Below are 15,185 nucleotides of genomic sequence, written 5' to 3' on the forward strand. Positions count from 1 at the left end.
CGGGATCACAGCGTACATGGAAACGGTTTCCATGTAGCTGTATTGAAAATGAAAACGCGTGTCGAGTACGTTGCTGCCTCACACCGTTCTGCCGGGTGGACGAGAGGGAGTGCCGTGGCGCATCTGTTGGTGATCGAGAGCTGGGTCGGATCCATGAGCAGGCTGCTGCCCCGGGCCATCGGGGAGGGTGGCCACCGGTTCACCTTCCTGACCAGGGACCTGCACCACTACCTCCGGGCCGCCCCGGGCGACACCACCCACCCGCTGCTCGCCGCGGCCAACGTGCTGACCGCCGACACCAACGCCCCGGCCGCCCTGCTGCCGTACGTCGAACGGCTGCACGGCGTGCTCGGCTTCGACGGGGTGGTCTCCTCCTGCGACTACTACCTGCCCACGGTGGCCCTGGTGGCCGAACGGCTCGGCCTGCCTGGCCCGCCGCCGGCGGCCGTCGAGGCCGCCTGCCGCAAGGACCTGACCCGGGGGAGGCTGGCGGCGGCCGGGGTGCCGGGGCCCTGGTACGCGCTCTGCCGGGACCGGGCCGAGGCGGTCGCGGTGGCGGCCGAGGCCGGGTACCCCCTGGTGGTCAAGCCGGTGGACCTGTGCGCCGGGATGCTGGTCCGCAAGGTCGCGGACGAGGCGGAACTGCTGTCCGCCTACCGTGAGTTGGACGATTTCCCGGTGAACGCGCGCGGGCAGCGGAGGGAGCCGGTGGTGCTGCTGGAGGAGCTGCTCACCGGGCCCGAGGTGAGCGTCGAGACCGTCACCCGGGGAGGCCGGACGGCGGTGGTCGGCGTCACCAGCAAGAGCGTCGGCGGGGCGCCCGCCTTCATCGAGACCGGACACCAGTTCCCGGCCCCGCTGGACCGGGCCGACGCCGCTGCCGCCGCCTCGACGGCGGTCGCCGCCCTGGCCGCCCTCGGGCTCGACCAGGTGGTGGCCCACACCGAGGTCAAGCTCACCCCGAAGGGCCCCCGGGTGGTCGAGGTCAACCCGCGGCCGGCCGGGAACCGGATCACCGAGCTGGTCCGCCGCGTGACCGGCGTCGACCTGGCGGCCGCGGCGGTGGACGTCGCCCTCGGCCGCGAGCCCGACCTGACGACCCGTCCGACCGGGGTCGCCAGCGCCGCCGTCACCTTCCTGCTCCCCGAACGGGACGGCCTGCTGACGGCCGTCGACGGCGCGGACCAGGTCTCCCGCGACCCCGCCGTCGTCGAACTCACCCTCGCCGACCCCGGCCGCCAGGTCCGCCGCGCCGTCAGCAACAACGAGTACCTCGGCCACCTGATGACCACCGACACCGACGGCCCCGGCGCCCTCGACACCGCCGAACGCCTGCTCGCCCGCCTGACCCCGTGCTACGCCGAAGAGGCGGCCCGCGTATGAGCGGCCCGCACCCGACCGCCACCCTCCCACGCGCCGCGACCGCCGCCGCGACCGCCGCCGCAGGCGGTGCGGTGGGACGGCTCGCCGCCCGCGTCCTGGCCGGGGCGTACGGGCTCGACCCGGCCGGCGAGCGGGTCGCGGTGGCCTTCGCCACCAGCCAGGCGGTGCGGCACGACGGCCGCTCCGGCGGATACCGGAACGAGGCGCTCAGCCTGCGGGTCGGACGGGCCGTCGGGTCCTGCGCCGTCGAGCCCGGGCAGGTGCCGCCGCTGGAGGAGTACGTCGGCGCGAACGTGGCCGAGCTGCTGGCGCCGTCCGTCCCGCAGCCCGTCCGGATCGCCGCGCTGGACGCCTTCCTCGCGCTGGCCCGCCCCCACGCCCCCGTCAATGGTGCGATCAACGTCACCATCCCAGGCGGCAGTTCGATCGAACGGTCCCGGGCCCGGGCCGCCGCCGTGGTGAGCCTGGTCCCCGTCACGGCCCGCCGGGTGCTGGTGGTCGGCGTGGTCAACTCGCTCCTGGAGCGCCTGCGCAACCGCGGCACCACCTACCTCCCCTGCGACCTCAAGGGCGGCCGCACCGAGTGGGGCGAGGAGGTCCTCCGGGACGCCGAGGCCGCCCTCGCGGACTGCGACGCGATGCTGGTCTCCGGCATGACCCTGGGCAACGGCAGCTTCGAGACCTTCGCCGCCCACGCCCGCCGCACCGCCACCCCCCTGGTGATGTTCGCCCAGACCGGCGCCGCCGTCCTGCCGCAGCTCCGCCACGAGGGCGTCACGGCGGTCAGCGCCGAGCCGTACCCGTTCTTCTGGCTGGACGGCAATCCGGGCACCATCCACCTGTACGGAGGCCCGTGTTGACCACGCTGACCGCTGAGCCGACCACCGCCCGCCCGGAGCTGCTCGCCCTGCTCGGCCACACCCCGCTGGCCCGGATCACCGCACCCCTGCCGCACGAACAGCCGGGCTTCCACGCCAAGTTGGAGCACCTGGCGGCGGGAGGCATGAAGGCCAGGTCCGCCGTCGCGATGCTCCGCGGCGCCCACGCCCGCGGCGAACTGCGCTGCGGGGCACCGGTGGTGGAGTCCACCTCGGGCACCCTCGGCCTCGGGCTGGCCTTCGCCGGGCAGGCGCTCGGGCATCCGGTGATCCTGGTCGGTGACACCGAACTGGAGCCCTCGATGCGGAGCCTGCTCCGTTCGCACGGGGCGGCCCTCGAACTGGTGGACCGCCCCGCCGCGCGCGGCGGCTGGCAGGCCGCGCGGCTGGCCCGGCTGCGCGAGGTGCTCGCCGCCAACCCCGGCGCGTACTGGCCGGACCAGTACAACAACCCGGACAACGCGGCCGGCTACCTCTCGATGGCCCGCGAGCTGACCGACCAACTCGACCACCTGGACGTGCTGGTGTGCAGCGTCGGCACCGGCGGCCACAGCGCCGGACTGGTGGAACCGCTGCGCCGCCGCTGGCCAGGACTGCGGGTGCTGGGAGTGGACTCGGTCGGCTCGGCGATCTTCGGCCAGCCGTCCAGGCCCCGGCTGATGCGCGGCCTGGGCAGCAGCATCCACCCGCGGAACGTGGCCTACCGGCACTTCGACGAGGTGCACTGGGTCGGCCCGGCCGAGGCGGTGGACGCCTGCCGCCGGCTGGCCCGGCACAGCTTCGTCAGCGGCGGCTGGTCCACCGGGGCGGTGGCCCTGGTGGCCGCCTGGGCGGCCCGCGTCCAGCCCGGCGCGGTGGTCGCCACCGTCTTCCCGGACGGACCGCACCGCTACCTGGGCACCGTCTACGACGACGACTGGTGCCGGGCCCGCGACCTGCCGGCGCCCGTCACCCGACCGGTGGAGATCCCGCACCCGGGCGCCGTGGAGGTGTCCGGCTGGGCCCGCTGCCGCACCGTCGTCGACCCGCTCGCCAACGGACCGCTGGAGGACCGCACGTGAAGCTCGACATACGGGTGGTGCAGCTCACCCTGACCGAACCGCTGCGGATCTCCCGCTCCGTGATGGCCTCCCGCGAGGCGGTCGAACTCGCCGTCCGGCACGGTGGGTTGAGCGGCTACGGCGAGGTGGTGGCCAGTGAGTACCTGAGGCTGCCGACCGAGCGCATCCGCCGCGAGGCGCAGGAGCTCGACCTGGCCCGCTATCCGGACCCGGAGACCGCCCTGGCCGAATTCCAGCGCGGGGACGCCCCGTTCAAGGAGCTCGCCCCCGGTGTGCTGGCCGGGGTGGAGTCCGCCCTGCTCGACCTGGTCGGCAAGCGCGCCGGTGCCCCCGTGCACCAACTGCTGGGCACACTCCGCCCGCCGGCCGCCGCCACCGCCCGCACCATCGGCATCACCGATCCGGTCCGGGCCGCCGCCGAGGCGGCCCGGCTGGCGGTGGCCGGGTTTCGGGTCGTCAAGGTGAAGGCGGGCTCGCCCGACCCGGCCGACGACCTGGCCCGGGTGGCCGCGGTGCGGATCGGCGCCCCCGAGGCCGAGCTGCTGCTCGACCCCAACGGGGCCTGGGGCGTGCGGACTTCGCGCGAGCTGATCCCGCGCTTCGCCGAGCTCGGCGTCACCGCCGTCGAGCAGCCCACCGCCCCCGGCCACCCGGACTGGCTGGCCGAGGTGGCCGCCTCCTCACCGCTGCCGGTGATCGCCGACGAGGACGCCGCGACCGAGGAGGAGGCCGAACGGCTGGCCGGCCGGGTGCAGGGGGTGAACGTCAAGCTCGCCAAGTGCGGAGGGGTCTCGGCCGCGCTGCGGATCTGCGCCGCCCTGCGCGGCAGTGGCACCGAGGTCATGCTCGGCTGTCTGACGGCCAGTTCGCTCGGCATCGCCCCGGCCGTGCACCTGGTGGACCGGGCCCGCTGGGTGGACCTGGACGGCCACCTGCTGCTGCGCCACGACCCCTGGCGCGGCATCGGCGGCACCGACGGCGTGGTCCGCGCCGCAGACCGGGCCGGCCTCGGCGTCCACCCGGCCGAGCCCGCCGAGCCGGCCGCCCGGTGAGGACGCTCAGGGCCCTGCGCTCCTACCCGCTCCCGGTCCGGCTGCTGCTGGTCAACCAACTGGGCGTCAACACCGGCTTTTACCTGCTGGTCCCGTACCTCGCCACCCACCTCGGCGGGGACCTCGGGATGTCGGCGGTGGCCGTCGGCGTGGTGCTCGGGGCGCGCAACCTCAGCCAGCAGGGCCTGTTCATCCTGGGCGGCTCGGCGGCCGACCGGCTCGGCGCCCGCGGCGTGATCATCGCGGGCTGCGGCCTGCGCACCCTCGGGTTCGGCCTGTTCGCCCTCGGCGACGGCCTGCCGGTGCTGCTCGCCGCCTCGCTGCTCAGCGGGCTGGCCGGGGCGCTGTTCAACCCGGCGGTGCGGGCCTACCTGGCCCAGGAGGCGGGGGAGCGCAGGGCCGAGGCCTTCGCCCTGTTCAGCGTCTTCGCCAACACCGGCGCGCTGCTGGGCCCGGTGCTCGGCACCGCGCTGCTGCTGGTGGACTTCCGGGTCGCGGCGCTCACCGCCGCCGGGATCTTCGCCCTGCTGACGGTGGCCCAGGCCCTGGTGCTGCCCGCCCATGTGGTGGAGCCGGCCGGCACCCGGGTGCTGGGGGACTGGCGGGAGGTGCTCACCGACCGGCCGTTCCTGGCCTTCTCGCTGGCCTTGGTCGGCCTCTACGCCCTGGAGAGCCAGCTCTACCTGCTGCTGCCCGAGGCGGCGCGGGAGAGCACCGGCTGGGCGGGTGCGGTGGGCCTGCTCTTCCTGGTCAGCACCGTGGTCAACCTCGCCCTCCAACTACGGATCACCGCCCGGCTGCAGCGACTCGGCGGCCGGGGGCGGTGGATAGCCGGCGGGATACTGGTGGCCGGACTCGGCTTCCTGCCACCCCTGTTGGTGCCCGGGCCGATACCGGTGCTGCTGGCCGTGGTGCTGCTGCGGATCGGCGTGATGGTCGCCCAGCCCTTCGTGCTGGAGCTGATACCGGCATTCGGCCGCGATCGGCTCACGGGCACCTACTACGGAGTCTTCTACCTGGTCTCCGGCCTCGCCGCCGCCCTCGGCAACGCGGCGGTCGGCTGGGCCATGGACGCCGCCCGCTGGGCGCCCTGGCTGCTCTGCGGCGCCCTCGGCCTGGCCTGCGCAGCCGCGGTGGCCCGCCTGCGCGGATCCCTCCCCGAACCGAACCCACCCATCGGAGCACCGACTTGAGCACCTCTACGCATGACGAGGCCGGCAGTGGCAACCTGCTGACCGACACCCCCGAGCTGTACGAACTCCGCTTCCCCGACCCCGGCCACCTGGCCGCCCGCTGGGCCGAGGCCGTGCTCCGCGACCACGGCGCCGGCCCCCGGGTGCTGGACCTCGGCTGCGGCACCGGCCGGGACGCCGCCTGGCTGCACCGCACCGCGGGCCGCGAGGTGGTCGGCCTGGACAGCTCCCCGGCCATGGTCGAGCACGCCCGCACCCACCACCCCGGCCCCGAGTACCTGCTCGGCGACATGCGCGAACTCGACCTGGGGGAGCGGCGGTTCGACGCCGTGCTCTGCCTGGACAGCGCCCTGCTGTACTGCCACACCAACGCCGACCTGGACGCCCTGCTCACCCGGGTCCGCGCCCACCTCGCCCCCGGCGGCCTGCTGGTGGCCGAGATGCGCAACGGCGCCTACTTCCTCGGCCGCACCGACCTGTTGGACGGCGTCCGCACCGACACCGTCGAGCACCAGGGAGTCCACTACACCTCCAGCACCACCCTGCGGATCGACCACGGGGCCCAACTCCTGCGCCGCACCCGGGCCTGGAGCACCGAGCACGGCCCGGTCGCCGTCCAGCACTCCGCCTGGCGGCTGCTCTTCCCGCAGGAGCTGCGGTACCTGCTGGCCGCCCACGGCCTGGAGGTGCTCGCCCTCTACGACCGCCCGGGCCCCCGCACCGAACCGGCCTGGACCGAGGGTGCCGAGGCCGCCACCAGCGCCGACTCCGACCGGGTCCATCTGATCGCCCGACTCGTCAACACCCCTGAGGAAGACCGATTTTGACGCACCGTCCGATATCCCGCCGCACCGTCCTGCTGGCCTCCGCCGCCACCCTCGGGGCCGCCGGCTGCTCCCGGGCCGACGCGCCCACCGCCTCGGACGCCGCCGCCACCCTCCCCCGCAGCGGCGGCCGCCTGCGGGCGGTCTTCGCCGGCGGCGGCACCAACGAGACCCTCGACCCGCACCTGGCCAACCTCTTCGTGGACGCCGCCCGGGCCAAGGCGCTCTACGACAAGCTCGCCGACTCCGGCTCCGACCTGGCCGCCGTGCCCCGCCTGGCGGCCGGCTGGGAGCCCAACGCCACCCTCGACACCTGGACGGTGCGGCTGCGCGAGGCGGTCTTCCACGACGGCCGTCCGGTCACCGCCGCCGACGTGCTGTACAGCTACCACCGGATCGCCGACCCCAAGAAGGCCTTCCGGGCCCGGGCCTCGCTGGAGCCGGTCGACCTGGCCGCCAGCCGGGCGGTCGACCCCGCCACCGTGGAGTTCCGCCTCAAGCGCCCGTACGCCGAATTCCCCAACGTGCTGGCCGCGTTCGGCGCCTACATCGTCCCGGAGGGCACCCAGGAGTTCAGCGCGCCGGTCGGCTCCGGGCCGTTCCGCTTCGTCTCCTTCAAGCCCGGCGGCTCGCTGCTGGTCCGGCGCAGCCCCGACTACTGGGAGGGCGCCCCGCACCTGGACGAGCTGGAGCTCCTGGTGGCCAACGAGGAGTCGGCCCGGATCGGCGCCCTGCTCGGCGGACAGGCCGACTACGCCCACGAGTTGCACCCCGCCACCGCCCGCGCCCACGAGGGCAGGGGGAGGATCGAGGTGGTCCGGCTGCGCAACTCCACCATGCAGGGCTTCGCGATGAAGACCGACCGGCCGCCCTTCGACGACCCCCGGGTGCGGAAGGCCTTCTTCCTGCTCGCCGACCGCAAGGAGCTGGTGGACGGCGCGCTCTCCGGCGCGGGGGAGACCGGCAACGACCTCTTCGGCAAGGGCGCCAGGTACTACGCCTCCGAACTCCCGCAGCGCGTCCAGGACCTGGACCGGGCCAGGGCCCTGCTCAGGGAGGCCGGACGGGAGGAGCTCAAGGTCACCCTGGACACCTCGCCGGTGGCGGCCGGCTTCGTCGAGGCGGCCGGGATCCTCAAGGAGCAGGCCGCCAAGGCCGGGGTCACCGTCGAGGTGAAGGTCGGCAACAAGGACACCTACTGGAAGGACGTGCTGGACGGCGGGGTCCTGGCCTCCTACCGCTCCGGCGCGATGCCGATCGAGGCCCACGTCTCCCAACGCCTGCTCTCCGACTCCACCACCAACGCCACCCACTGGCGCCACCCGGACTTCGACGAGCTCTACCGCCAGGCCCAGTCCACCCGCGACGAGGCGGCCCGCACCGCGCTCCACGGGCGGATGCAGCGCCGCCTCCACGAGGAGGGCGGCTTCCTGGTCTGGGGCTTCGCCGACTGGATCGTGGCCACCGCCCCGAAGGTCCGGGGCGTCTCCCACGAGGCCCCGGCCAACACCCTGGACTGGGCCCGGTTCGACCGCGTCTGGCTGGCATGAGCCGCACCGTCAAGGGGAGTTGGCTGATCGGACGGCTGCTGCTCGGGGTGGTCCAGTCGGCGGCGGTGCTGGTCCTGGTCTTCCTGCTCACCGAGGCCCTGCCCGGCGACGCCGCCGTGGCCCTGGCGGGGGACAGCCCCGACCCCGAGCGGATCGCCCGGCTGCGTGAGGCGATGGGGCTCGACCACCCACCCGTGGAGCGCTTCCTCGACCGTCTCGGCGGGCTGCTCCACGGTGACCTCGGGCACTCCCTGGTGACCGGGCGCCCGGTCGGCGACTACCTCGCCGAGGGCCTGGGCACCACCCTGCTGCTGGCCGCCCTGGTGCTGCTGCCGCTGGTGCCGCTCGCCGTCTGGCTCGGCATGCGGGCCGCCCGCCGGGAGGGCGGCCCGCTGGACCGGCTGATCGGCTCCACCACCCTCGCGGTCTACGCCGCACCGGAGTTCGCGCTGGGAGTGCTGCTGGTCACCGTCCTCTCGCTCCACCTCGGCTGGCTCCCGCCCACCGCCGTCGGCGGCATCGGGGCCGATCCGGCGGTCCTGGTCCTCCCGGTCCTGGTGCTGCTGGCCCGGCCGGTCTGCTCGATCAGCCGCCTGGTCCGGGCCGGGATGATCGAGGCCCTGGCCCGCCCGTACGTCCGCCAGGCCCGCCGCTACGGCGTGCCCGAATGGCGGGTGCAGTGGCTGCACGCCCTCCCCAACTCCCTTGCCCCGGCGGCCCAGCAGCTGGCCCGCACCTGTGACTGGCTGCTCTGCGGCGTGGTGGTGGTCGAGTCGCTCTTCGTGCTGCCCGGCCTCGGCGGCGTCCTGCTGGACGCCGTCGCGGCCCGGGACGTCCCGGTGGTCCAGGGCCTGGCCGTGGTCTTCGCCCTGCTCGCGGTGGTCCTCAACCTGGCCGCCGACCTGACGGCCCGCCGCCTCGCGCCCCGGGCGGAGGTGACGGCATGACGGCCCCGCCCACCAGGACCGGCCCGGGCCGCTACCTGCTGGGCGCCGCGCTGGTCGCGGTCCCGCTGGTACTGGCGGTGGCCGGCCCCTGGCTGGCCGGGGAGGCCGGGCCGCGCGGGGTGTCGTACGCGGCGGCGGGCCCCGGCCACTGGCTGGGCACCGACTTCACCGGCCGCGACGTCGTCCGCCAACTCCTGCTCGGCGGATGCTCGGTGGTGCTGGTCGCGCTCGCCGCGACCGCCCTGGTCTACGCCCTCGCCCTCCCGGTCGGGCTGGCCGCCGCACTCAGCGGGCGGCGCTGGGTGGAGGAGCTGCTGATGCGGCCGCTGGACGTGCTGCTCGCGGTGCCCTCGCTGATCCTGGTCCTGCTGGTGGCCGCCGCGCTGGAGCCCGGCCCAGGCGGTCTGGCCCTGCTGGTCGCCCTGGTCGCGGTGCCGGACGCGGCCCGGGTGGTGCACGCCGCCGCCGTGGAGGTGGCCGCCCGGCCGGTGGTCGAGGCGATGCGGATGCACCGCGAGTCCCGGGTGCGGATCGCCCTCGGCCACACCGTCCGCGAACTGCGCCGCACCCTGGCGGCGGACGCGGGCACCCGCCTGGTCGGCTCCCTCTACCTGGTGAGCACCGCCGCCTTCCTCGGCGTCGGCGTGGCCCCGGACGCCGCCGACTGGGCGGTCATGGTGGACCGCAACCGCCCCGGCGTCGACCTCCAGCCCTGGGCCGTGGCGCTGCCCGCCGCCCTGATCGCCGCCCTCGCGATGGGCACCAACCTGCTGCTCGACGCGGCCCTGCACGGACGGGACGGACGACGGTGAACGAGCTCCTGGCGGTGGAAGCCCTGCGGATCGAGGTGCCCGGCCGGGTGCTGGTCGACGGCCTCGGCCTGACGGTCCGTCCGGGCGGGGTGACGGCCCTGCTCGGCGCCTCCGGCAGCGGCAAGACCACCACCGGCCTGGCCGTCATCGGCGAACTCCCGCCCGGCGCCCGGGTCTCGGGCACGATCCGCACCCCGCCCGGCCCCGTCGGCCACCTCCCGCAGCACCCGGCCACGGTCCTCAACCCGGCCCGCCGGATCGGCCCCCAACTCCGCGAGCTCGCCGGCCCGGAGGCGGTCACCCGGGCCCTGGCCCGGGCCGAGGTCGAGCGGCCGGAGGACCTGCTGCGACGCTTCCCGCACCAGCTCTCCGGCGGGCAGCAGCAGCGCGTGGTGCTGGCCCAGGCCCTGCTCTCCGGCGCCCGTCTCCTGATCGCCGACGAACCCACCACCGGCCAGGACCCGGCCACCCGCGCCTGCCTGCTGGACCGACTCGCGGCCCTGACCCGGGACGGCCTCGGACTCCTGCTCCTCAGTCACGACCTCGACGCGGTACGGCAGTTGGCCGACCACGTGGTGGTCCTCGACGAGGGCCGCCCCATCGAGTCCGGCCCCGCCACCCAAGTCCTCACCCACCCAAAGCACCCCCTGACCCGCCACCTCCTGCACGCGCCCAGTGGCCCGGAGGGCCACCAGGGGCGCGGGGAACTGCGCGAGCCGGAAGACCCCCACCCGTCAACCGGCAACGCACATCCACCCGCAGGCGAGCCCCCGCTCCTCCAGGTCGACCGCCTCACCGCCCACCACCCCGACGGCACCCCGGCGTTGGCGGAGACCTCCCTCACCCTCGCCCCCGGCGAGTGCCTCGCCCTCACCGGCCGCTCCGGCAGCGGCAAGACCACCCTCGGCCGCTGTCTGGCCGGCCTCCACGCCCGCCACCGCGGCACCGTCCGCCTGGACGGCCACCCCCTCCCGCCCTCCCTCCGCTCCCGCAACGCCACCCAGACAGCCGCCGTCCAGTACGTCTTCCAGGACGCCCGCGCCGCCTTCGACGACCACTGCCCGGTTCTCCACCAGGCGGCCCGCGCCGCCGTCCGCCTGCACGGCCTCTCCACCCGCGCGGCCCGCGCCGAGGCCGCCGCGCTCTTCGCCGCCCTCGGCGTCCCGCCCGACGGCCGGGCCACCACCCTCTCGGGCGGCGAACTCCAGCGCGCCGCCCTGGCCCGCGCCCTGCTCGCCCGCCCCCGGGTCCTGGTCTGCGACGAGATCACCTCCGGCCTGGACGCCCCCAGCCGGGCCCGCGTCCTGGACCACCTCGCCGAACTCCGCCACCGCACCGGCCTGGCCGTCCTCCTGATCACCCACGAGAAGCCCCTCGCAGAAGCCCACCGTGAGCTAGCCCTCCCCTACCATGCCGCCTGACACCCCGACCTCCGGCTCCCGCAGCATCGCCAAGTACGCGCTCCGCGCGATCGGCTCGGCCCCCAGCCGCCGCACGTGCGGGCCGTCCCACTGCACGTCCAGCACCCGTCCCCCCGCCGCCGCGAACCGCGCCCCCAACTCCGCCACCGCCGCCCGCCCCGCCCCGGGGGAGCGGTGGAACATCGAGTCCAGGCTCAGCACCGACCCCGCCCGCACCCCGTACACCCCGCCCACCAGCACCCCGTCCTCCCAGACCTCCGCGCTCTGCGCCCACCCACCCCGGTGCAGCTCCATCAGCGCATCCGCCAACTCATCCGTCAGCCACCGGGGTTCACGCCCCTTCCGGCACTCCTCCAACACCCTCCCGAAGGACCGGCCCACCGTCAGTTCGAACCCGCCCCGTACCCGCAGCTCCCCGGCCGTCAGGACCGGCCGCGGGTCCGGCGACCACCAGGCCAGCGCGTACGGGTCCTCCCCGCCGACCAGCACCGCCGGGCCGTCCTCCCAGCGCACCTCGTTGAAGGCCGCCACCGCCGGATCACCCGCCGGGAAGGGGAACAGCCCGGCCCGGTACGCCCCGAGCAACGTCTCCGCGTCCAGCGTCCCGCCGAAGGCCACCGGCCCGTCCGCCGGCGCCCCGTCCAGCTCCAACTCCTCCCACCAGGACACCACTTCACCCACCGGCCGTCGGCGGCGCCAGGAAGCCGGACCCGATCAGGTGCTTGAGGTAGCGGTCCAGCAGGGCCGCGTCCACCGGCGGGAAGGTGATCCCGCTGCCGGCCAGCCCGGCGACCAGCTGCTCGCGCCCGAAGCGGGGGAAGGTGCGTTGGAAGTACATCTCGCTGACGGTCAGTTCGGGCCGTCCTGCGCAGCGGTCCACGAACAGCGGCACGAACGGCGTGGCCGGGTGGGTCGGGTGCCCGGCGGCGTACTCGGCGTAGCGGCTGACCCATTCCAGGTAGGGGAGCTCCTCCACCGGGTAGCCGAAGGCCCGCAGCCGGGCGGCGAGTTCGCCGATCATCGGGTGCCCGGGGTCGGTGGTGAGGTGGTACGCCTGGCCGGCGGCCTCCTGGTGGGTGGCCAGGTGGACCAGGGCGCGGGCGAAGCAGTCGGCGGGGAGGAAGTCCAGCGGCAGGTCGACGTCGGGGGCGCACCCCGCGTCGGCGAACAGCCGGATCAGCGCGCACATCTCGGTGCCGGGGTTCATCACCCCGGTGTCCTGGGCGCCGGTCACGTCGTTCAACCGGTGCACCACGACCGGGAGTCCGGCCTCGGCGGCCTGCCGGAGCAGCTCCTCGGCGACCCACTTGGTCTCGGCGTAGCCGACCGAGAGGTGCTCGGGGAAGCCGAGCGGGGTGCGCTCGCCGACCTGCCGCACCCCGGCCGCTCCGTACCCGGCCAGCACCGACATGCTGGAGACGTGGTGCAGCGGGACCCCGCGCGACCACCCGGCGAGGCGGACCAGCTCGCGCACCCCGGCCACGTTGGCGGCGCTCAACTCGCCGTACGGATAGATGAAGTTGACCCGGGCGCCGCAGTTGACCACCAGGTCCATGGTGTCGCCCAGCTCGCCGAACTCCCGCTCGGTCAGCCCGAGCAGCGGCTGCCCGAGGTCACCGAGCACCGGCACCACCCGGGCCGCCTGCGGCCCGTTCAGCGGATCGCGCAGCAGGTGCCGCAGCCCGGCCGCCCGCAGCCGGGCCAGCGCGGCCTGCGGGTCGTTCCCGCGCAGCAGGCAGTGCACCCGGGCGTCGGTGGTGGTCAGCAGCTCGTCCAGCAGGTGGATGCCGCAGAAGCCGGTGGCGCCGGTGAGCAGGATTTCGCGCGGGTGGCGCCAGTCGGGCGGCGGCCCGCCGTCGAGGCGGACCGGGACGCCGAGCACCGCCTCGGCGGCGAAGTCGGTCGGCCGGTCCCCGGAGGCCAGCGTCCCGGCCCGGGCGGCCTGGGTGTGCCGGGTGAACGCGGCCAGCGTCGGCTCCTGGAGCAACGCCCGGGTGAGCGAGCGGAGTTGGCTGACACCGATGCCGAACATGATCCGGGCCCGGGCCAGCATCTCGGTGGCCAGCAGCGAGTCACCGCCGATCACGAAGAAGTCGTCGTCCGGGCCGACCTGCTCCAACTGCAGGATCCTGGACCAGAGTTCGGCCACGCCGGTGCCGAGCATCGAGCTCCGGTCCGCATCGGTGCCGGCCAGTGGCGGGGCGGAGAGCAGCAGGCCGCGGCGGTCCAGCTTCCCGTTGTGGTCCAGCGGCAGCTCGGCCAGCTCGGCCAGCCGGGGCGGGAGCATGTAGCGGGGGAGCCGCTCGGTCAGGTGCGCGCGCAGCTCCTGGCCGGTCACCGGCGCGCGAGTGGTGTAGAAGGCGGCCAGCGCGCCGTCCTCGGGCACCGCCACCGCCTGGTCGACCGCCGGGTGGGCGGCCAGCGCCGCCTCCAGCTCGGCCGGGTCCACCCGGTAGCCGCGGATCTTCACCTGCCGGTCCAGCCGGCCGAGGTACTCCAGCTCGCCGTCGGCACGCCGCCGCCCGAGGTCCCCGGTCCGGTACATCCGGGCCCCGGGGGTGGCCGAGAACGGATCGGGCAGGAAGAGCTCGGCGGTCCGCCCCGGCTGGTGCCAGAGCCCGATCGCCACCCCGGCCCCGCCGATGTACAGCTGCCCGGTCTCCCCGTCCGGGACGGGCCGCAGCCGCTCGTCCAGCAGGTGCACGGTGGCACCGGCCACCGGCCGCCCGATCGGCACCGGGGCGTCCTCCGGCCCGGTCAGCACGGCGGGGGAGAGCTCGCAGAGCGTGGAGGTGATTGTGGTCTCGGTCAGGCCGTACGCGTTCACCAGCCGCACCCCGGGCCGGAGCCGGAACCAGCGGCGGCAGTCCTCGGCCGCGACCGCCTCGCCGCCGACGATCATCAGCCGCAGCCCGGGCGGACGCAGGCCGTCCCGCTCGATGGCGTTCTGGTACTGGTGCCAGTACGCGGGCGTCAGGTCGGTCACCGTGATCCGGTGGGCGGCCAGCCGCCCCCAGAGCTCGCTCGGCGCGCAGCCCCGGCGGTCCGCCAGCACCACGGTGGCCCCGGCGGTGAGCGGCGCGAACAACTGCTCCAGCGAGGTGTCGAAGCCGAGCGCGGCGAGCTGGAACACCCGGTCCGCGGGCGTCAGCCCGTACGCCTCGACCAGCCCGGCGAGCACGGTGGCCAGTGAGCGGTGACTGACCATCACCCCCTTCGGGGCGCCGCTGGAGCCGGAGGTGTAGATCAGGTACGCCGGATCGTCCGGCGCCGGCGGCGGCAGTTCGGGGAGCACCGTCGGGGTCTCCTCCTCGGGGCCGTCCACCGCGAGGGTGTGGTCGGCCAGCCAGGTGTGCGCCGAGTCGGTGAGCACCACGGCGGAGCCCGAGTCCTCGATCAGCCGGGCCAGCCGGTGCCGGGGGAGCCCCGGGTCCAGCGGCAGGAAGGCCGCCCCGGCCCGCAGCACGGCCAGCAGCGCGACCACCAGGTTCGGGCTGCGGTCATGACAGACCGTCACCAGCGGCTGCGCTCCGGGGCCGTGACCGGCCGCGAGGGCGTGTCCGTGTCCGTGCCCGAGCAGCCTGGCGGCCAGCAGATCGGCCCGGCGGTCCAACTCCCCGTAACCGAGCGATCCGTGTTCCGAAATCACCGCCGGATGGTCCGGCATTTCCCGCGCGCGGTCCGCGACGAGTTCCGGTACCGTTCGCACGCCGGGCCCGGCCGGTGAATTCGGCCGGATATCCGTCCAGCTCGCGTCCACCCGCGCCGCGCACTCCTCCGGCGGCCCAGGGGGGCCCGCCGCCCGCCAACCTCGCGGGAGCTCCGACGGCAGGGGCCAGAGGGCGTACTGCCCATGGTCGTTGACCACCGTCACCCGCATTTCACGGTCTGCCACCTTGGCCCTCCCGGTGTGCTCCGGAGCCCCCCGGTGATCTGATTCCGAATATACGCCGTCAAATAACCTGTCAGGTATCCTGGTCGGGAATTCCATTCGTTCTCCGTGCCCAGAGGCCGCGATGACAAGATGGCGTTGGCCGTACCCGGCGCTCTTCCTTCTCGGCTGG

Annotated in this window: 12 protein-coding genes; 10 read left to right on the forward strand and 2 right to left on the reverse strand. The window is 75.0% G+C overall.

Annotated features, from left to right (window positions below):
• Positions 1 to 114 precede the first annotated feature (114 nt).
• From ACZ6ZR_RS12715 to ACZ6ZR_RS12760, 10 genes are read left to right on the forward strand one after another with little or no spacing between them, the layout of a single operon-like run.
• Positions 115 to 1,383 (forward strand): ATP-grasp domain-containing protein, encoded by a 1,269-nt coding sequence (locus tag ACZ6ZR_RS12715; RefSeq protein WP_465642093.1) that lies wholly within the window; start codon positions 115 to 117, stop codon positions 1,381 to 1,383.
• Complete coding sequence (locus tag ACZ6ZR_RS12720; protein WP_465642094.1) at positions 1,380 to 2,243, forward strand: Rossmann-like domain-containing protein; 864 nt, start codon at positions 1,380 to 1,382, stop codon at positions 2,241 to 2,243. The genes ACZ6ZR_RS12715 and ACZ6ZR_RS12720 overlap by 4 nt, the downstream gene beginning before the upstream one ends.
• The gene (locus tag ACZ6ZR_RS12725) at positions 2,240 to 3,322 is read left to right on the forward strand and encodes a pyridoxal-phosphate dependent enzyme (protein ID WP_465642095.1); all 1,083 of its coding nucleotides are present in this window, start codon (positions 2,240 to 2,242) and stop codon (positions 3,320 to 3,322) included. The genes ACZ6ZR_RS12720 and ACZ6ZR_RS12725 overlap by 4 nt, the downstream gene beginning before the upstream one ends.
• Positions 3,319 to 4,374, forward strand: a complete 1,056-nt coding sequence (locus ACZ6ZR_RS12730; RefSeq protein WP_465642096.1) for a mandelate racemase/muconate lactonizing enzyme family protein — start codon at positions 3,319 to 3,321, stop codon at positions 4,372 to 4,374. The genes ACZ6ZR_RS12725 and ACZ6ZR_RS12730 overlap by 4 nt, the downstream gene beginning before the upstream one ends.
• On the forward strand, positions 4,371 to 5,567 hold the full coding sequence (locus ACZ6ZR_RS12735; protein ID WP_465642097.1) for an MFS transporter: 1,197 nt from the start codon (positions 4,371 to 4,373) through the stop codon (positions 5,565 to 5,567). Before ACZ6ZR_RS12730 ends, ACZ6ZR_RS12735 begins: the two co-directional genes overlap by 4 nt.
• On the forward strand, positions 5,564 to 6,394 hold the full coding sequence (locus ACZ6ZR_RS12740; RefSeq protein ID WP_465642098.1) for a class I SAM-dependent methyltransferase: 831 nt from the start codon (positions 5,564 to 5,566) through the stop codon (positions 6,392 to 6,394). The genes ACZ6ZR_RS12735 and ACZ6ZR_RS12740 overlap by 4 nt, the downstream gene beginning before the upstream one ends.
• Positions 6,391 to 7,941: an ABC transporter substrate-binding protein gene (locus ACZ6ZR_RS12745; protein WP_465642099.1), complete on the forward strand. Its 1,551-nt coding sequence runs from the start codon at positions 6,391 to 6,393 to the stop codon at positions 7,939 to 7,941. Before ACZ6ZR_RS12740 ends, ACZ6ZR_RS12745 begins: the two co-directional genes overlap by 4 nt.
• Complete coding sequence (locus ACZ6ZR_RS12750; RefSeq protein ID WP_465642100.1) at positions 7,938 to 8,888, forward strand: ABC transporter permease; 951 nt, start codon at positions 7,938 to 7,940, stop codon at positions 8,886 to 8,888. Before ACZ6ZR_RS12745 ends, ACZ6ZR_RS12750 begins: the two co-directional genes overlap by 4 nt.
• A complete protein-coding gene (locus tag ACZ6ZR_RS12755; protein ID WP_465642101.1) occupies positions 8,885 to 9,700 on the forward strand; it encodes an ABC transporter permease subunit in 816 nt (271 codons plus the stop codon). Before ACZ6ZR_RS12750 ends, ACZ6ZR_RS12755 begins: the two co-directional genes overlap by 4 nt.
• Positions 9,697 to 11,121: an ABC transporter ATP-binding protein gene (locus ACZ6ZR_RS12760; RefSeq protein WP_465642102.1), complete on the forward strand. Its 1,425-nt coding sequence runs from the start codon at positions 9,697 to 9,699 to the stop codon at positions 11,119 to 11,121. Before ACZ6ZR_RS12755 ends, ACZ6ZR_RS12760 begins: the two co-directional genes overlap by 4 nt.
• Here the strand turns inward: ACZ6ZR_RS12760 and ACZ6ZR_RS12765 are convergent.
• Positions 11,095 to 11,790, reverse strand: a complete 696-nt coding sequence (locus ACZ6ZR_RS12765; protein WP_465642103.1) for a leucyl/phenylalanyl-tRNA--protein transferase — start codon at positions 11,788 to 11,790, stop codon at positions 11,095 to 11,097. The genes ACZ6ZR_RS12760 and ACZ6ZR_RS12765 overlap by 27 nt on opposite strands.
• 4 nt (positions 11,791 to 11,794) lie before the next feature.
• Complete coding sequence (locus tag ACZ6ZR_RS12770) at positions 11,795 to 15,112, reverse strand: amino acid adenylation domain-containing protein (RefSeq protein WP_465642104.1); 3,318 nt, start codon at positions 15,110 to 15,112, stop codon at positions 11,795 to 11,797.
• Positions 15,113 to 15,185: the final 73 nt, after the last annotated feature.

The organism is Kitasatospora sp. NPDC088742, from assembly GCF_055584905.1.

Bases quoted from the DNA above. Each gene is read 5' to 3' on its own strand.
- ACZ6ZR_RS12720 (WP_465642094.1), top strand. From the start codon at position 1,380: ATGAGCGGCCCGCACCCGACCGCCACCCTCCCACGCGCCGCGACCGCC.
- ACZ6ZR_RS12750 (WP_465642100.1), top strand. From the start codon at position 7,938: ATGAGCCGCACCGTCAAGGGGAGTTGGCTGATCGGACGGCTGCTGCTC.
- ACZ6ZR_RS12755 (WP_465642101.1), top strand. From the start codon at position 8,885: ATGACGGCCCCGCCCACCAGGACCGGCCCGGGCCGCTACCTGCTGGGC.
- ACZ6ZR_RS12770 (WP_465642104.1), bottom strand. From the start codon at position 15,112: ATGGAATTCCCGACCAGGATACCTGACAGGTTATTTGACGGCGTATAT.